Source organism: Citrobacter sp. RHBSTW-00859, assembly GCF_013729795.1.
GTDB lineage: Bacteria > Pseudomonadota > Gammaproteobacteria > Enterobacterales > Enterobacteriaceae > Citrobacter > Citrobacter braakii.
This window is the reverse complement of the sequence record NZ_CP056284.1, coordinates 4,042,319-4,058,112: the sequence shown is the minus strand read 5'-3', so window position 1 is coordinate 4,058,112 and position 15,794 is coordinate 4,042,319. Positions and strand designations below refer to the sequence as shown.

11 protein-coding genes and 1 pseudogene are annotated in these 15,794 nt (G+C 53.1%); 7 read left to right on the top strand and 5 right to left on the bottom strand.

The features are described 5' to 3' along the window. Positions 1-28: 28 nt before the first annotated feature. Both ampD and ampE read left to right on the top strand, forming a co-directional pair. Positions 29-592, top strand: coding sequence for a 1,6-anhydro-N-acetylmuramyl-L-alanine amidase AmpD (gene ampD / locus HV302_RS20400; RefSeq protein WP_181626511.1), 564 nt, complete (start codon positions 29-31; stop codon positions 590-592). Next, a complete protein-coding gene (gene ampE / locus HV302_RS20395) occupies positions 589-1,443 on the top strand; it encodes a beta-lactamase regulator AmpE (RefSeq protein WP_016155697.1) in 855 nt (284 codons plus the stop codon). Before ampD ends, ampE begins: the two co-directional genes overlap by 4 nt. A gap of 85 nt (positions 1,444-1,528) precedes the next feature. On the opposite strand, the gene HV302_RS20390 is transcribed toward ampE, so the two are convergent. From HV302_RS20390 to aroP, 3 genes are all read right to left on the bottom strand, one after another. Beyond that, entirely contained in the window at positions 1,529-2,479 is a 951-nt protein-coding gene (locus HV302_RS20390; protein ID WP_181626510.1) for a glycoside hydrolase family 43 protein, read from the bottom strand. Beyond that, positions 2,479-3,885, bottom strand: a complete 1,407-nt coding sequence (locus HV302_RS20385) for a glycoside-pentoside-hexuronide (GPH):cation symporter (RefSeq protein ID WP_016151715.1) — start codon at positions 3,883-3,885, stop codon at positions 2,479-2,481. Before HV302_RS20385 ends, HV302_RS20390 begins: the two co-directional genes overlap by 1 nt. 157 nt (positions 3,886-4,042) lie before the next feature. Then, positions 4,043-5,416, bottom strand: a complete 1,374-nt coding sequence (gene aroP, locus HV302_RS20380) for an aromatic amino acid transporter AroP (protein WP_181626509.1) — start codon at positions 5,414-5,416, stop codon at positions 4,043-4,045. A gap of 564 nt (positions 5,417-5,980) precedes the next feature. Here aroP and pdhR point away from each other — a divergent pair. The 5 genes and pseudogenes from pdhR to traT all read left to right on the top strand — a co-directional run. Further along, on the top strand, positions 5,981-6,745 hold the full coding sequence (gene pdhR, locus HV302_RS20375; protein ID WP_003018699.1) for a pyruvate dehydrogenase complex transcriptional repressor PdhR: 765 nt from the start codon (positions 5,981-5,983) through the stop codon (positions 6,743-6,745). Between the two features lie 162 nt (positions 6,746-6,907). Further along, positions 6,908-9,571, top strand: coding sequence for a pyruvate dehydrogenase (acetyl-transferring), homodimeric type (gene aceE / locus HV302_RS20370; RefSeq protein WP_016151717.1), 2,664 nt, complete (start codon positions 6,908-6,910; stop codon positions 9,569-9,571). 14 nt (positions 9,572-9,585) lie between these two features. Beyond that, a complete protein-coding gene (aceF, locus tag HV302_RS20365; RefSeq protein ID WP_016151718.1) occupies positions 9,586-11,478 on the top strand; it encodes a pyruvate dehydrogenase complex dihydrolipoyllysine-residue acetyltransferase in 1,893 nt (630 codons plus the stop codon). Positions 11,479-11,653: 175 nt separating this feature from the next. Then, a complete protein-coding gene (lpdA, locus tag HV302_RS20360) occupies positions 11,654-13,078 on the top strand; it encodes a dihydrolipoyl dehydrogenase (protein ID WP_003018686.1) in 1,425 nt (474 codons plus the stop codon). Between the two features lie 58 nt (positions 13,079-13,136). Beyond that, a pseudogene (traT, locus tag HV302_RS20355) lies at positions 13,137-13,328 on the top strand (complement resistance protein TraT); the annotation flags it as partial. 50 nt (positions 13,329-13,378) lie between these two features. Here traT and HV302_RS20350 read toward each other — a convergent pair. Together HV302_RS20350 and HV302_RS20345 are read right to left on the bottom strand one after the other, a co-directional pair. Then, positions 13,379-14,173, bottom strand: a complete 795-nt coding sequence (locus HV302_RS20350; protein ID WP_131351776.1) for a DUF2950 family protein — start codon at positions 14,171-14,173, stop codon at positions 13,379-13,381. Positions 14,174-14,183: 10 nt separating this feature from the next. After that, the gene (locus HV302_RS20345) at positions 14,184-15,785 is read right to left on the bottom strand and encodes a DUF3300 domain-containing protein (RefSeq protein ID WP_181626508.1); all 1,602 of its coding nucleotides are present in this window, start codon (positions 15,783-15,785) and stop codon (positions 14,184-14,186) included. Positions 15,786-15,794 lie beyond the last annotated feature (9 nt).

The following is a 15,794-nucleotide window of genomic DNA, read 5'->3' as shown; positions in this document are numbered from 1 at the left end:
ATGAGCACCACCAATAAGGAGATTCTGCATGTTGTTAGACGAGGGCTGGCTGGCAGAGGCGCGATGCGTTCCCTCTCCTCATTACGATTGCCGCCCAGATGACGAAAACCCTTCTCTGCTGGTGGTGCATAATATCAGCCTGCCGCCTGGCGAGTTTGGCGGCCCGTGGATCGATGCGCTGTTTACGGGCACGATTGATCCCAATGCCCATCCTTATTTTGCCGGGATCGCCCATTTGCGCGTTTCGGCACATTGTTTAATTCGCCGTGACGGTGAAATCGTGCAGTATGTCCCCTTTGATAAACGCGCCAGGCATGCTGGCGTGTCGAACTATCAAGGCCGCGAACGCTGTAATGATTTCTCAATTGGTATTGAGCTGGAAGGGACGGATACGCTGGCTTATACCGATGCGCAGTATCAGCAACTGGCAGCCGTGACGAATGCCCTGATTACGCGTTATCCGGCCATTGCCAACAACATGACAGGACATTGCAATATTGCGCCCGAGCGTAAGACCGATCCCGGGCCCTCTTTTGACTGGGCAAGGTTTCGCGCCCTGGTCACCCCCTCGTCGCACAAGGAGATGACATGACGCTGTTTACAACATTACTGGTGTTGATTGTTGAACGCCTGTTTAAGCTGGGTGAGCACTGGCAGCTTGATCACCGGGTTGAAGCTTTTTTCCGCCGGGTGAAGCATTTTTCGATGATGCGTACGGTAGGCATGGCCCTTATTGCGATGGGGGTGACGTTCCTGCTGCTGCGCGCACTTCAAGGCCTGTTGTTTAACGTGCCTTTGCTGGTGGCGTGGATCTTAATTGGTTTGCTGTGCATCGGCGCTGGCAAGACGCGTCTTCATTATCATGCCTATCTGAACGCGGCTGCTCGCGATGACGCTCACGCCCGTGAAGCGATGGCCAGCGAGCTGACCCTGATTCATGGGATTCCGCCTGAGTGCGATGAGCGTGAGTTCTTGCGCGAACTGCAGAACGCGCTGTTATGGAACAACTTTCGTTTTTATCTGGCGCCGTTATTCTGGCTGATTGTCGGTGGCCCGTGGGGACCGGTGACGCTGGTGGGTTATGCCTTTCTACGTGCCTGGCAGTCTTGGCTGGCGCGCTATCAGACGCCGCACCAGCGTTTGCAATCAGGTATCGATGCGATCCTGCATGTGCTGGACTGGATCCCGGTGCGACTGGCGGGTGTCGTCTATGCGCTGCTGGGGCACGGCGAGAAGGCGTTGCCTGCCTGGTTTGCGTCGCTGGCGGATCTGCATACTTCGCAATATCAGGTGCTTACTCGCCTTGCGCAGTTTTCTTTGGCACGTGAACCACATACCGATAAAGTCGCAACGCCAAAAGCCGCGGTTTCGATGGCGAAGAAGACCTCGTTTGTGGTGGTGGTGGTCATTGCCGTGCTGACCATTTATGGCACATTAATTTAAGCCATTATTATTGGTGGATGGCGCTGCGCTTATCCGTCGAGGAAAAAAGATTGGCCCGGTCACTTTGTGCTTGCGGGCCAATCTTTCAAAGCGTATCAGCAGGTGGGATGCCAAAATCTGGCATCTCGTTTTCGTTCCAGCGCACCAGCTTCAGACGAGTGTGGCGGTTTGGATCGTATAGCGGATCGCCCTCGATTTCAGTGTAATTTCTCGCGTGGTACACCAGCACATCTTCACCTTCCGGCGTTTGCGTAAAGCTGTTGTGCCCCGGCCCGTATTGGCGGTTTTCGTAGCTGGTGGTAAAGACCGGGCGCGGCGATTTGTGCCAGTTCTGCGGGTTGAGCGGATCGGCATTGAGATCAATCCACAATAATCCCATACAGTAGTTCTCATCGGTGGCGCTGGCGGAATAGCTGATAAACAGCTTATCGCCGTGAACCATGACGGCCGGGCCTTCGTTGACCCAAAAACCCCGGCATTCCCAGTCATACTCTGGATGACTGAGCATTACCGGCTCGCCTTTAATCGTCCATGGATTTTCCAGTTCGGCGAGATAGATATTGGAGTTTCCGGCGATATCGGGGGATTTCTGCGCCCACAGATACCACTGTTTTCCCTGATGGTTAAAGGTGGTGGCATCGAGCGCGAAGGTATCAAACTGCGTTTTAATCTGCCCTTTCTCTGTCCATTGGCCGGTCAGCGGATCGGCGTCTGCACATTCGAGCGCAAACATACGGTGCTGGAACATCCCCTGCTTGTCGAGCGCCTGTGTGTGGGCGGCGGCAAAATAGATGTACCACTTGCCTGCCAGACGATGGATCTCAGGTGCCCAGATCAGCTGGCTCATGGGGCCGTTTTCTGGTTTGCGCCAGACGACAACCGGGATAGCGGTGCGTAACCCTTCCAGCGAGTCCGCCCGGCGGATCTCCAGACGATCGTATTCGGGCACTGAAGCAATGAAATAGTAGTGGCTACCGTCACGTAAAATAAACGGGTCGGCACGCTGTTCAATAAAGGGATTTGGCCACTGATTCATTAGGCTTTCCTTACGTTTTCAGTCGTTTTTATATCGTGGTACTCATTCAGTTCACGGTAGTTGGCGCGGCGCTTTTCTAAATCTGTCTGGATTTGTTGCATAAACTCGCGGTCAACTTTCAGCAGACGAACTACGCCTGCGGTAATCAGGTAGCCTACACCCGGTATGATGGTAAACAGCAACATAATACCGTTAATGGCGGAGTCGCTTTGCGCTTTCGCCCCTGCGTCGTAGCCGTACCAGGAGAGCAGGAAACCAACCATCGCTCCGGCAATCGCCAGGCCCAGTTTCAAGAAGAACAGGTTGCCGGAGAAGCTGATTCCGGTGATACGTTTACCGGTTTTCCACTCGCCGTAATCATCGACATCCGCCATCAGCGACCAGTGCAGTGGGGATGGGATCTGATGCAGAATGTTGAGCAGGAAGTAAAGCACCATAATCATCATGGTGGCTTTAGGATCGAAGAAGTAAAACGCGCCGGAGAAAATCGCCAGGATGATATTGGTCCAGAAGAAGACTTTCAGTTTGCACCAGCGATCGGTTAACACCTTCGCCAGCATGCTGCCGATCATCATGCCCACAACGCCAAGGCTGATAAACAGCGTTGCGAACTGCGTGCTTTGCTGCATAACCCAGGTTACGTAGTACATGGTGGCGGCCATGCGAATAAAGCCCGGACAGACGTTGCATAGGGTTAACAGCAGGATTTTTACCCACTGATCGTTCTTCCATACGTCTTTCAGGTCGGCTTTTAAATCGTCGTTAGTCGGGACGGCAGGACGTACGCGCTCACGGACGGTTGCAAAGCAAAACAGGAACATACACATGCCGATGAAGGCCAGCACTGCCATCGCCATCTGATAGCCTTTAGCTTTATCTTCCCCGCCAAACCAGTCCGCCATTGGCAGCAAGGTGAGGGAGAGCAGCAGGGTTGCAATTCCTACCAACACAAAGCGATATGACTGGCAGGCGACACGTTCCTTTGGATCGTTAGTGATGACGCTGCCGAGCGAGCAGTAAGGGATGTTGATCGCCGTATAGGTGATAGAGAGCAGGAAGTAGGTGACGAACGCATAGATTACTTTGCTGTTATATGTCCACTCAGGGGTGGTAAACATGAGTACGCTAAATAATGCGTATGGGAAAGCCATCCACAAAAGCCATGGACGAAATCGACCATATTTGCTGCGGGTGCGGTCGGCCATCGCGCCCATAATAGGGTCGGTAACGGCATCTATAACGCGTACTGAGAGCAGTAACACGCCGACCAGGGCCGGTGCCAGGCCAAAAATATCTGTGTAAAAATAGTTAACAAACAACATGATGGCGCCAAAGATGATGTTGCATCCGGCGTCGCCCATTCCATAGCCGATCTTTTCTTTCACCGTGAGCTTACTGGTTTCCATCAACTGCACTCCATTAATAAGATATGGAGATAATTATTGTCTGGCAGAGGTGTTTTTGCGTTGCAGGATAACGCCAGTGATATGGACGAAACAGTCGTGAGTGGGAAAGTGTGAGGCAGGTAACAACCCCCACCTGATGCAGGTGGGGGAGGGAGAATTAATGCGCTTTAGCTACTTTGGCGGTTTTCTGTTTGCACAAATAGCCGATGCCAAGAATGGCAATCCATACCGGGATTAAGTACACCGAAATCGCCATGCCCGGCGTCATCAGCATAATCACCAGCACTGCAGCCATGAAAATCAGACATACCCAGTTACCAAGCGGATAGAGCAGCGCCGGGAAACGGGTGGTAACGCCTTGCTGCTGTTTGGCTTTGCGGAACTTCATGTGCGCCAGGCTAATCATTGCCCAGTTGATCACCAGTGCGGAAACCACCAGCGCCATCAGCAGGCCAAAGGCGGATTCCGGTGCCAGATAGTTGATCAGTACACACAGAGCCGTAACCAGCGCGGAGACCAGAATGGTGTTCACCGGTACGCCGCGTTTGTCGACGTTCATTAGCGCTTTTGGCGCGTTGCCCTGCTGTGCCAGACCGAACAGCATACGGCTATTGCAGTATACGCAGCTGTTATAGACAGAAAGGGCAGCGGTCAGAACTACGATGTTCAGTGCATTGGCAACGAAGGTGTCGCCCAGCTCGTGGAAAATAAGGACAAACGGGCTGGTATCAGCCGTGACGCGCGTCCACGGCATCAGGGAAAGCAGAACAGCCAGCGAACCTACATAGAAAATCAGGATACGGTAGATAACCTGGTTGGTTGCTTTGGGAATGCTTTGCTCCGGGTTATCGGCTTCAGCTGCGGTGATCCCGACCAGCTCCAGCCCACCAAAAGAGAACATAATAATAGCCATCATCATCACCAGACCGGTGAAGCCGTGCGGCAGGAAGCCCCCCTGGCTCCACAGGTTACTGACGCTGGCCTGCGGGCCGCCGTTGCCGCTAAACAGCAACCAGCCGCCGAACAGAATCATCGCAACCACGGCAATGACTTTGATAATGGCGAACCAGAACTCCATTTCCCCAAACACTTTCACGTTGGTCAGGTTGATGGCGTTGATCAGCACGAAGAAGGCTGCAGCAGAAACCCAGGTGGGGATCTCCGGATACCAGAACTGGATGTATTTACCTACGGCAGTCAGTTCAGCCATGGCAACCAAGACGTACAGTACCCAATAGTTCCAGCCAGAAGAGAAGCCCGCAAAACCGCCCCAGTATTTATAAGCAAAGTGGCTAAAGGAGCCTGCAACCGGCTCTTCAACCACCATTTCACCTAACTGACGCATAATCAAAAAGGCGATAAAGCCGGCAATTGCGTAACCCAGAATAATACCCGGTCCTGCAGACTGGATAACGGATGCGCTACCGAGGAATAACCCGGTACCAATCGCGCCACCCAGCGCGATTAGCTGTATATGGCGGTTCTTAAGACCGCGCTTGAGCTGATCGCCATACTGTTGACTTTCCATCATTAAACCTCGTGTGTGGTTTTACTCTTCATATTTCGAGTACTTATTTTTTGAACTACGCAGCAATGCGTGTGTAAGTTTGCAATTCCGTTTGTTGTATTTATTTGTTTACAGATGCTTTAGATAAAATGTTGCCTCAATGCTTTTGTCTTGATCAGAATAATGATATGCGAGCGCGAATGCACCTGCTTTATGCGGGCAAGATGACGAGTTGAATAAAAAGAAACCATTTGTAAATGCGAGTTTATCTACCACAAAATTTCCATTTTGAATTTTTATTCACTAATTGTGGCTAATGTGTCGATAAATAATCAGGTGAATCGGTTCAGATGAGATATTTTTTCGTTTCAATTCCGTTAAAACTACCCCGTGGTGGGTAAATTTAACATTTGTGCATAGTTACATGTTTGAAACGTTATTTCTGTAATGTTGTTAAAATATGCCCCCTTTACTGATTTCAATCAAAACCTGTATGGACAGAAGGTGAATACTTTGTTACTTTAGCGTCAAGAACATGAAATTGGTAAGACCAATTGACTCCGGGCAAATGGCTTAAGACAGGAAATCATGGCCTACAGCAAAATCCGCCAACCAAAACTCTCCGATGTGATTGAGCAGCAACTGGAGTTTTTAATTCTTGAGGGGACACTTCGCCCCGGAGAAAAACTCCCACCGGAACGCGAGCTGGCAAAACAGTTCGACGTCTCCCGCCCCTCCTTACGCGAGGCGATCCAACGCCTTGAAGCGAAGGGGTTACTGCTTCGTCGTCAGGGCGGTGGCACTTTTGTTCAGAGCAGCCTGTGGCAGAGCTTTAGCGACCCACTAGTAGAGCTGCTCTCCGACCATCCTGAATCCCAGTTTGACCTGCTTGAGACGCGCCATGCGCTGGAAGGTATTGCAGCCTATTACGCTGCACTGCGCAGCACGGATGAAGACAAAACGCGTATCCGTGAACTCCACCATGCGATCGAGCTTGCTCAACAGTCCGGCGATCTTGACGGCGAATCTGACGCGGTACTCCAGTATCAAATTGCTGTCACCGAAGCGGCACATAATGTGGTGCTGCTCCATTTGCTAAGGTGTATGGAGCCGATGCTGGCCCAGAACGTTCGGCAAAACTTCGAATTGCTGTATGCGCGTCGCGAGATGCTGCCGCTGGTGAGCAGCCACCGTACCCGCATCTTTGAAGCAATTATCGCCGGGAAGCCTGAAGAAGCGCGTGAAGCGTCTCACCGTCACCTGGCGTTTATCGAAGAGATTCTGCTGGACAGGAGCCGTGAGGAAAGCCGTCGTGAACGCGCCTTACGCCGTCTGGAGCAACGAAAGAATTAGTGATTTTTCTGGCAGAACGTTAACCAGAAGATGTTGTAAATCAAGCGCTATCGAAAGGCGCGGCAACTAAACGCAGAACCTGTCTTATTACGCTCTCTGGTGAGAACGTAATGGGACAGGTTCCAGATAACTCAACGTATTAGATAGATAAGGAATACCCCCATGTCAGAACGTTTCCCAAATGACGTGGATCCGATCGAAACTCGCGACTGGCTACAGGCGATCGAATCGGTCATCCGTGAAGAAGGTGTTGAGCGTGCTCAGTATCTGATCGACCAACTGCTTTCAGAAGCTCGCAAAGGCGGCGTGAAAGTAGCGGCAGGTGCTGGGGCCAGCAATTATGTAAACACTATTGCCGTTGAAGATGAACCGGAATACCCGGGCAATCTGGAGCTGGAGCGTCGTATTCGTTCTGCTATCCGCTGGAACGCCATCATGACCGTACTGCGCGCGTCTAAAAAGGACCTCGAGCTGGGTGGCCACATGGCATCCTTCCAGTCCTCCGCAACGGTGTATGATGTTTGCTTCAACCACTTCTTCCGTGCACGCAACGAACAGGATGGCGGCGATCTGGTTTACTTCCAGGGCCACATCTCTCCGGGCATCTACGCTCGCGCATTCCTGGAAGGTCGTCTGACTGAAGAGCAGATGAACAACTTCCGTCAGGAAGTACATGGCAAAGGCCTGTCTTCCTACCCGCACCCGAAACTGATGCCGGAATTCTGGCAGTTCCCGACCGTATCTATGGGTCTGGGCCCAATCGGTGCAATCTACCAGGCTAAATTCCTGAAATATCTGGAACACCGTGGCCTGAAAGATACCTCTAAACAAACCGTTTACGCCTTCCTGGGCGACGGCGAAATGGATGAGCCAGAATCTAAGGGTGCAATCACCATCGCGACCCGTGAGAAACTGGACAACCTGGTCTTTGTTATCAACTGTAACCTGCAGCGTCTTGACGGTCCGGTCACCGGTAACGGCAAGATTGTTAACGAACTGGAAGGCATCTTCGCGGGCGCTGGCTGGAACGTTATCAAAGTCATGTGGGGCGGTCGTTGGGATGAGCTGCTGCGTAAAGATACCAGCGGTAAACTGATCCAACTGATGAACGAAACCGTTGACGGCGACTACCAGACCTTTAAATCCAAAGATGGCGCATACGTACGTGAGCACTTCTTCGGTAAATACCCGGAAACCGCAGCCCTGGTTGCTGACTGGACTGACGAGCAGATTTGGGCTCTGAACCGTGGTGGTCACGATCCGAAGAAAGTCTACGCTGCACTGAAGAAAGCGCAGGAAACCAAAGGCAAAGCAACTGTAATCCTGGCTCATACCATCAAAGGTTACGGCATGGGTGACACCGCCGAAGGTAAAAACATCGCTCACCAGGTTAAGAAAATGAACATGGACGGCGTGCGTTATATCCGCGACCGTTTCAACGTTCCTGTGACCGATGAGCAGGTTGAAAACCTGTCTTACATCACCTTCCCGGAAGGTTCTGAAGAGCACACTTATCTGCACGCTCAGCGTCAGAAACTGCACGGCTATCTGCCTGCTCGTCAGCCGAACTTCACCGAGAAGCTGGAACTGCCTGCTCTGGAAGACTTCGGTGCGCTGCTGGAAGAGCAGAACAAAGAAATCTCCACCACTATCGCTTTCGTTCGTGCCCTGAACGTGATGCTGAAGAACAAGTCGATCAAAGATCGTCTGGTTCCGATCATCGCTGACGAAGCGCGTACTTTCGGTATGGAAGGTCTGTTCCGTCAGATCGGTATCTACAGCCCGAACGGTCAGCAGTACACCCCGCAGGACCGTGAGCAGGTTGCTTACTATAAAGAAGACGAGAAAGGTCAGATCCTGCAGGAAGGCATCAACGAACTGGGTGCTGGCGCATCCTGGCTGGCTGCTGCGACCTCCTACAGCACCAACGATCTGCCGATGATTCCGTTCTACATCTACTACTCCATGTTCGGGTTCCAGCGTATCGGTGACCTGTGCTGGCAGGCAGGCGACCAACAGGCTCGCGGCTTCCTGGTAGGGGGAACTTCTGGTCGTACGACGCTGAACGGCGAAGGTCTGCAGCACGAAGATGGTCACAGCCATATTCAGTCTCTGACTATCCCGAACTGTATCTCTTACGATCCGTCTTACGCGTACGAAGTTGCGGTCATCATGCACGATGGTCTGGAGCGTATGTACGGTGAGAAACAAGAGAACGTTTACTACTACATCACCACGCTGAATGAAAACTACCACATGCCGGCAATGCCAGCAGGTGCCGAGGAAGGTATCCGTAAAGGTATCTACAAACTCGAAACCCTCGAAGGTAAGAAAGGTAAAGTTCAGCTGCTGGGCTCCGGTTCTATCCTGCGTCACGTGCGTGAAGCAGCACAGATCCTGGCGAACGACTACGGTGTAGGTTCTGACGTTTACAGCGTAACCTCCTTCACTGAACTGGCGCGTGATGGCCAGGATTGTGAACGCTGGAACATGCTACACCCGATGGAAACTCCGCGCGTTCCGTACATCGCTCAGGTGATGAACGACGCTCCGGCAGTGGCATCTACTGACTATATGAAACTGTTTGCCGAACAGGTTCGTACTTATGTACCGGCTGATGATTATCGCGTACTGGGTACTGACGGCTTCGGTCGCTCTGACAGCCGTGAAAACCTGCGTCACCACTTCGAAGTTGATGCTTCTTATGTGGTTGTAGCGGCCCTGGGCGAACTGGCTAAACGTGGCGAAATCGATAAGAAAGTGGTTGCTGACGCAATCATCAAATTCAACATCGATGCAGATAAAGTTAACCCGCGTCTGGCGTAAGAGGTAAAAGAATAATGGCTATCGAAATCAATGTACCGGACATCGGGGCTGATGAAGTTGAAATCACCGAGATTCTGGTCAAAGTAGGCGACAAAGTTGAAGCTGAACAGTCGCTGATCACCGTAGAAGGCGACAAAGCCTCTATGGAAGTTCCGTCTCCTCAGGCAGGTATCGTTAAAGAGATCAAAGTCTCTGTTGGCGACAAAACTGAGACCGGCAAACTGATCATGATTTTCGATTCCGCCGATGGTGCAGCAGCCGCTGCACCTGCTCCGGCAGAAGAGAAGAAAGAAGCAGCTCCGGCAGCAGCACCTGCTGCGGCAGCGGCGAAAGAAGTACACGTACCGGACATCGGCGGTGACGAAGTCGAAGTTACCGAGGTTATGGTTAAAGTGGGCGACACCGTTGCGGCTGAACAGTCTCTGATCACCGTTGAAGGCGATAAAGCGTCGATGGAAGTTCCGGCGCCGTTCGCGGGCACCGTTAAAGAGATCAAAATCAACACGGGCGACAAAGTGTCTACCGGTTCTCTGATTATGGTCTTCGAAGTTGCAGGCGCAGCGCCTGCTGCAGCACCGGCTCAGGCGGCAGCTCCAGCAGCAGCGGCGGCTCCGGCAGCTTCTGGCTCGAAAGAGGTTAACGTTCCGGATATCGGCGGTGACGAAGTTGAAGTCACTGAAGTGATGGTTAAAGTGGGCGATAAAATTGCCGCTGAACAGTCACTGATTACCGTTGAAGGCGATAAAGCGTCGATGGAAGTTCCGGCACCGTTCGCGGGCACCGTGAAGGAAATCAAAATCAGCACCGGTGACAAAGTCAAAACCGGTTCTCTGATTATGATCTTCGAAGTTGAAGGCGCAGCACCTGCTGCTGCTCCTGCTGCCGCGGCTGCTCCAGCCTCTGCAGCTGCACCGGCTCAGGCTGCTAAACCAGCCGCAGCTCCGGCCGCGAAAGCGGAAGGTAAATCTGAGTTCGCTGAGAACGACGCTTACGTTCATGCAACGCCGCTGATTCGTCGCCTGGCGCGCGAGTTCGGTGTAAACCTGGCGAAAGTGAAAGGTTCTGGCCGTAAAGGTCGTATCCTGCGTGAAGACGTTCAGGCTTACGTGAAAGACGCTATCAAGCGTGCTGAAGCTGCTCCGGCAGCAGCAGGCGGCGGTATTCCGGGCATGCTGCCTTGGCCGAAAGTGGACTTCAGCAAGTTTGGTGAAATCGAAGAAGTGGAACTGGGCCGTATCCAGAAAATCTCTGGTGCTAACCTGAGCCGTAACTGGGTGATGATCCCGCACGTTACTCACTTCGACAAGACCGATATCACCGATCTGGAAGCGTTCCGTAAACAGCAGAACGCCGAAGCTGAAAAACGTAAACTGGATGTGAAATTCACGCCAGTGGTCTTCATCATGAAAGCCGTTGCCGCCGCTCTGGAACAGATGCCGCGCTTCAACAGCTCTCTGTCTGAAGACGGTCAGCGTCTGACCCTGAAAAAATACATCAACATCGGTGTTGCGGTAGATACGCCGAATGGTCTGGTTGTTCCGGTCTTCAAAGACGTGAACAAGAAGAGCATTACCGAGCTGTCTCGTGAACTGACCACCATCTCCAAGAAAGCGCGTGATGGCAAGCTGACCGCTGGCGAAATGCAGGGCGGTTGCTTCACCATCTCCAGCATCGGTGGCCTGGGCACGACCCACTTCGCGCCGATTGTGAACGCGCCGGAAGTGGCTATCCTCGGTGTCTCCAAGTCCTCTATGGAGCCAGTGTGGAACGGTAAAGAGTTTATGCCGCGTCTGATGATGCCGATTTCGCTCTCCTTCGACCACCGCGTAATCGACGGTGCTGATGGTGCGCGCTTTATCACCATCATCAACAACATGCTGTCTGACATTCGCCGCCTGGTGATGTAAGCGAAAAAGCCGGCCCGACGGCCGGCTTTTTTCTGGTAATCTCATGAAGTCAGTGAGGTTATTGTGCGAAAGACAAATCGGTTGCCGTTTGTTGTTTCAAAATTGTTAACAATTTTGTAAAATACGGGCGGATAGAACGACCCGGTGGACGACGGGTATAAATTAAGAGGTCATGATGAGCACTGAAATCAAAACTCAGGTCGTGGTACTTGGGGCAGGCCCTGCAGGTTACTCTGCTGCCTTCCGTTGCGCAGATTTAGGTCTGGAGACCGTCATCGTAGAACGTTACAGCACCCTCGGTGGTGTTTGTCTGAACGTCGGCTGTATCCCTTCTAAAGCGCTGCTGCACGTAGCAAAAGTTATCGAAGAAGCCAAAGCGCTGGCTGAACACGGTATCGTTTTTGGCGAGCCGAAAACCGATATCGACAAGATTCGTACCTGGAAAGAAAAAGTTATCACTCAACTGACCGGCGGTCTGGCGGGTATGGCCAAAGGCCGTAAAGTGAAAGTGGTTAACGGTCTGGGTAAATTTACCGGGGCGAACACCCTGGAAGTTGAAGGTGAAAACGGCAAAACCGTGATCAACTTTGACAACGCGATCATCGCGGCGGGTTCCCGTCCGATCGAACTGCCATTCATTCCGCATGAAGATCCGCGCGTGTGGGATTCCACCGATGCACTGGAACTGAAAACTGTTCCTAAGCGCCTGCTGGTAATGGGCGGCGGTATCATCGGTCTGGAAATGGGTACCGTGTACCACGCGCTGGGGTCAGAGATCGACGTGGTTGAAATGTTTGACCAGGTTATCCCGGCGGCCGATAAAGACGTGGTTAAAGTCTTTACCAAACGCATCAGCAAGAAATTCAACCTGATGCTGGAAACCAAAGTGACCGCCGTTGAAGCGAAAGAAGACGGTATCTACGTTTCCATGGAAGGCAAAAAAGCGCCTGCTGAAGCTCAGCGTTACGATGCGGTGCTGGTGGCTATCGGTCGTGTACCGAACGGCAAAAACCTCGACGCGGGTAAAGCTGGCGTGGAAGTTGATGACCGTGGCTTCATCCGCGTTGACAAACAGCTGCGCACCAACGTGCCGCACATCTTTGCTATCGGCGATATCGTCGGTCAGCCGATGCTGGCGCACAAAGGTGTTCACGAAGGTCACGTTGCCGCTGAAGTTATCGCCGGTAAGAAACACTACTTCGATCCGAAAGTTATCCCATCCATCGCCTACACTGAACCAGAAGTAGCATGGGTTGGCCTGACGGAGAAAGAAGCGAAAGAGAAAGGCATCAGCTACGAAACCGCCACCTTCCCGTGGGCTGCTTCTGGTCGTGCTATCGCTTCCGACTGCGCAGACGGTATGACTAAACTGATTTTCGACAAAGAATCTCACCGTGTTATCGGTGGTGCGATTGTCGGTACCAACGGCGGCGAGCTGCTGGGTGAAATCGGTCTGGCGATCGAAATGGGTTGTGATGCTGAAGACATCGCGCTGACCATCCACGCGCACCCGACTCTGCACGAGTCTGTGGGCCTGGCGGCAGAAGTGTTCGAAGGTAGCATCACCGACCTGCCAAACCCGAAAGCGAAGAAAAAGTAATCTTCCCGCTTTTGTGAAAACGCCTCTTCGGAGGCGTTTTTTTTGCCTGAAAGCTACCAGTTCTGGTAACGTTGCCGCACTGCGCCAGGGCACGTCCGGTATCAAGCTGCAAACCTGCAGCGCGCAGGGCGATCGCGCAAAATACCAGACCCGCGTTGTGTCTAATGCCAACAAAGTGAACCTGAAGTTCGAAGAAGCGAAACCGGTTCTGGAAGCGCAGCTGGCGAAATCCGTCGCTAACATCCTGTAATCTCTCGTGAGTTGGCCGGAGCCCCGGTCAACTCACTATTTGACTGGCATTCAGGGCGCTACGGGCTGCCAGTTTTTATCCAGATGATATGCGGTTAACGCCTCGGCTTTCTGCTGTGCATCAGCGCCGAGATCGGCCTGATAGACTTTATCATCACCGTTAATCATAAAACTCATAACGCCAGTGTGATCGTAGCTGACGGGCCAGGCAACCATCGCAAAGCCGCTGGTTTTATCGGGAAGGATACGGAAACGATAGCCGTGATAGCCCGTGCCAGGCTCCTGCGGACTAAAGGCCGGGCCAAGCGGGCTTGGCGCTTCGCCGGGCGAAACAGGCCAGTACAGACCATCTTTTTTCCCTTCAGAACTGACAATCTTTTGCGCGTATTTTTGGTTCATCGCAAAGTAGCTTTGCTGAGCATCTACATAGGCGTGTAATGCTTCAATAGCCGCAAGTTCGTTGCGCCCAATCTCACGGGTCAGGATCTCTTCAGCCGCTTCCTTGATATCAAATTGCCAGCCGGAAGCGGTTTTAACAACCGGGATCGGCAGTTGCCAGTCGCTGTCCCCGACCACCAGGTGTGCGGTATTGCCGTCGATGACGGTATTATGGCAGACCTTCCAGTCGCGCAGGAAGCGATCAACTGCATCAGGATCGACGCCTTCCGGTGGCAGAAACTCGCGCCAGTTTTCCCCGAGCAGGTTGTTCATCGCGCTTTCATTCTGCTCGCTTATCGCGGTTGCCAGGGCATCGGTCGCCTGGTCTGGTGTGCTGAAGGATTGCTGTGCCATCGCGGTGGTCGAAACCATGAATAACACCATTCCACTGAGTAGTTTATTTTTCATGTCGCTTCCCTTAACGATGACGGAATTCACGGTGTTCAGCACGGTCGCCGGATAGCTGGCGAGATGGCTGGTTGCGGGCGACCTGCCTGCTTTGAGCCCCTCGCTGCTGCTGCGCCTGCCAACTGGCGGAGCGACTGTCGTTGCCGCTCAGCGCATTGGCCCGCGGCTGGCTGGTACGCTGTTGAAGATTGCGCTGCTGCACGTTGCGTTGCTGCGCTGGTTGCGTGACCCGTTTCTCTTGTCGCTGAGTGGCGGCCTGGCGATGTTCATGTTGCTGAGCGTTTGCCCGTTTTGCCGTTTGCGGTTTGGTATCGTAACCACGGTAGTTATTACGCTGGGAAATTTGCTTTAGTTGTTGGCTGGATGCCTGACGCTGGGCGTCTTTCGTTCCCGTACGCGCCGTCTGGGGGAAGGTTTTCCCCGTTGATTTTTCCATCTGGCTCAACGCTGCCTGACGCTGGCTATCACGGTTGACCGGTCTTTGCTGGGTTGAGCTTAGGCCCGTAGCCGTGTTAGTGGAGTGGAAGCGGTTATTGAGCTGGCTATTAGGGTACGGCACCCCTTCGCGATAGGCCGGGTTGTGCTGCCAGGTACGGTTGGCATCCGTCAGACGCTGTCCACTGATTTTATTGAAGTTATCTACGTTGATATTGATGTTGTTATCACCGTTGCGGTTATAGCCGCCATGGTTATCCCAGTCATCGTTATGATGGTGATCCCAGTCATCGTCGTCATCCCAGTCAATATTGCTGAAGATGGCATAAGTTGTGGCGACGCCGAGGCTGAAGCCTAAACCGTTAACGAAGCTGTTGCCAAACTGCTCGCCGGGCGTTGGCGGTAGATAGGTTGGCGGATAGGCGGTGTTCGGCCAGGTACCGTAAACCGTATTTGGGTTATAGGTGGGAACGTAAACTACCTGCGGGTCGGCGGATTCAATTTTGATTACCGTTGGGCTTGCTGAGGCGGCGGTCGTGGCTGTTGTGGTCGTTGACTCGCTGGTAACGGTTTTAGCCGGAGCTGCTTTGGCCACGGTGGTAACAGTCTGCTGCGGTGTTGATTGCAACGCTCCGGTCTGTTGCGCCAGCGCACGCAGGCGTTGAACGGAATCCATAACCTCTTTCGGCTGCGCAAGGAATGCATCGCCCAGGCTCTGTACCCACGGCGGATTTTCACCCATCAGCGACATCAGCTGTGGAAACGCCACCAGCGATTTCACGCTGGGATCCCAGGGTTGGCTAGCAACGGCCTGAATGGCGGCATCACCCTGCATTTTGGGATTGTCTTTTGACCACTGCGCGGCCTGGATGACGTTGGCCGGGTAGGTTGAGGCCATCAAAATTTGCGACAGCAGTGAATCCGGATAGAGCGCGATAGGCGCAACCCACTGATCGATTTGTGCCGATGTGTACGTAGGGGCTGCGGTGGGCGCTGGTTGATCGGCCGGGGCAGGGGCCGCTACGGGAGCTGGAGCCGGTGCGGACGGTTGCTGTGCGACGGGGGCTGGAGCTGCTGGCTCCGTTGCGCGACTTTTAACGAACATCACGCCAGAGGCGGCAAACAGCCCGGCACTGCACAGAAGGACAAGCAGATGTGGCTTAAAGGGCAACTTCATAAAATGACT

Excerpts from the sequence above, each read along its gene's own strand:
- lpdA (WP_003018686.1), top strand. The coding sequence starts at position 11,654 with ATGAGCACTGAAATCAAAACTCAGGTCGTGGTACTTGGGGCAGGCCCT.
- pdhR (WP_003018699.1), top strand. The coding sequence starts at position 5,981 with ATGGCCTACAGCAAAATCCGCCAACCAAAACTCTCCGATGTGATTGAG.
- aroP (WP_181626509.1), bottom strand. The coding sequence starts at position 5,416 with ATGATGGAAAGTCAACAGTATGGCGATCAGCTCAAGCGCGGTCTTAAG.
- aceE (WP_016151717.1), top strand. The coding sequence starts at position 6,908 with ATGTCAGAACGTTTCCCAAATGACGTGGATCCGATCGAAACTCGCGAC.
- ampD (WP_181626511.1), top strand. The coding sequence starts at position 29 with ATGTTGTTAGACGAGGGCTGGCTGGCAGAGGCGCGATGCGTTCCCTCT.
- HV302_RS20390 (WP_181626510.1), bottom strand. The coding sequence starts at position 2,479 with ATGAATCAGTGGCCAAATCCCTTTATTGAACAGCGTGCCGACCCGTTT.
- aceF (WP_016151718.1), top strand. The coding sequence starts at position 9,586 with ATGGCTATCGAAATCAATGTACCGGACATCGGGGCTGATGAAGTTGAA.
- ampE (WP_016155697.1), top strand. The coding sequence starts at position 589 with ATGACGCTGTTTACAACATTACTGGTGTTGATTGTTGAACGCCTGTTT.
- HV302_RS20350 (WP_131351776.1), bottom strand. The coding sequence starts at position 14,173 with ATGAAAAATAAACTACTCAGTGGAATGGTGTTATTCATGGTTTCGACC.
- HV302_RS20385 (WP_016151715.1), bottom strand. The coding sequence starts at position 3,885 with ATGGAAACCAGTAAGCTCACGGTGAAAGAAAAGATCGGCTATGGAATG.
- HV302_RS20345 (WP_181626508.1), bottom strand. The coding sequence starts at position 15,785 with ATGAAGTTGCCCTTTAAGCCACATCTGCTTGTCCTTCTGTGCAGTGCC.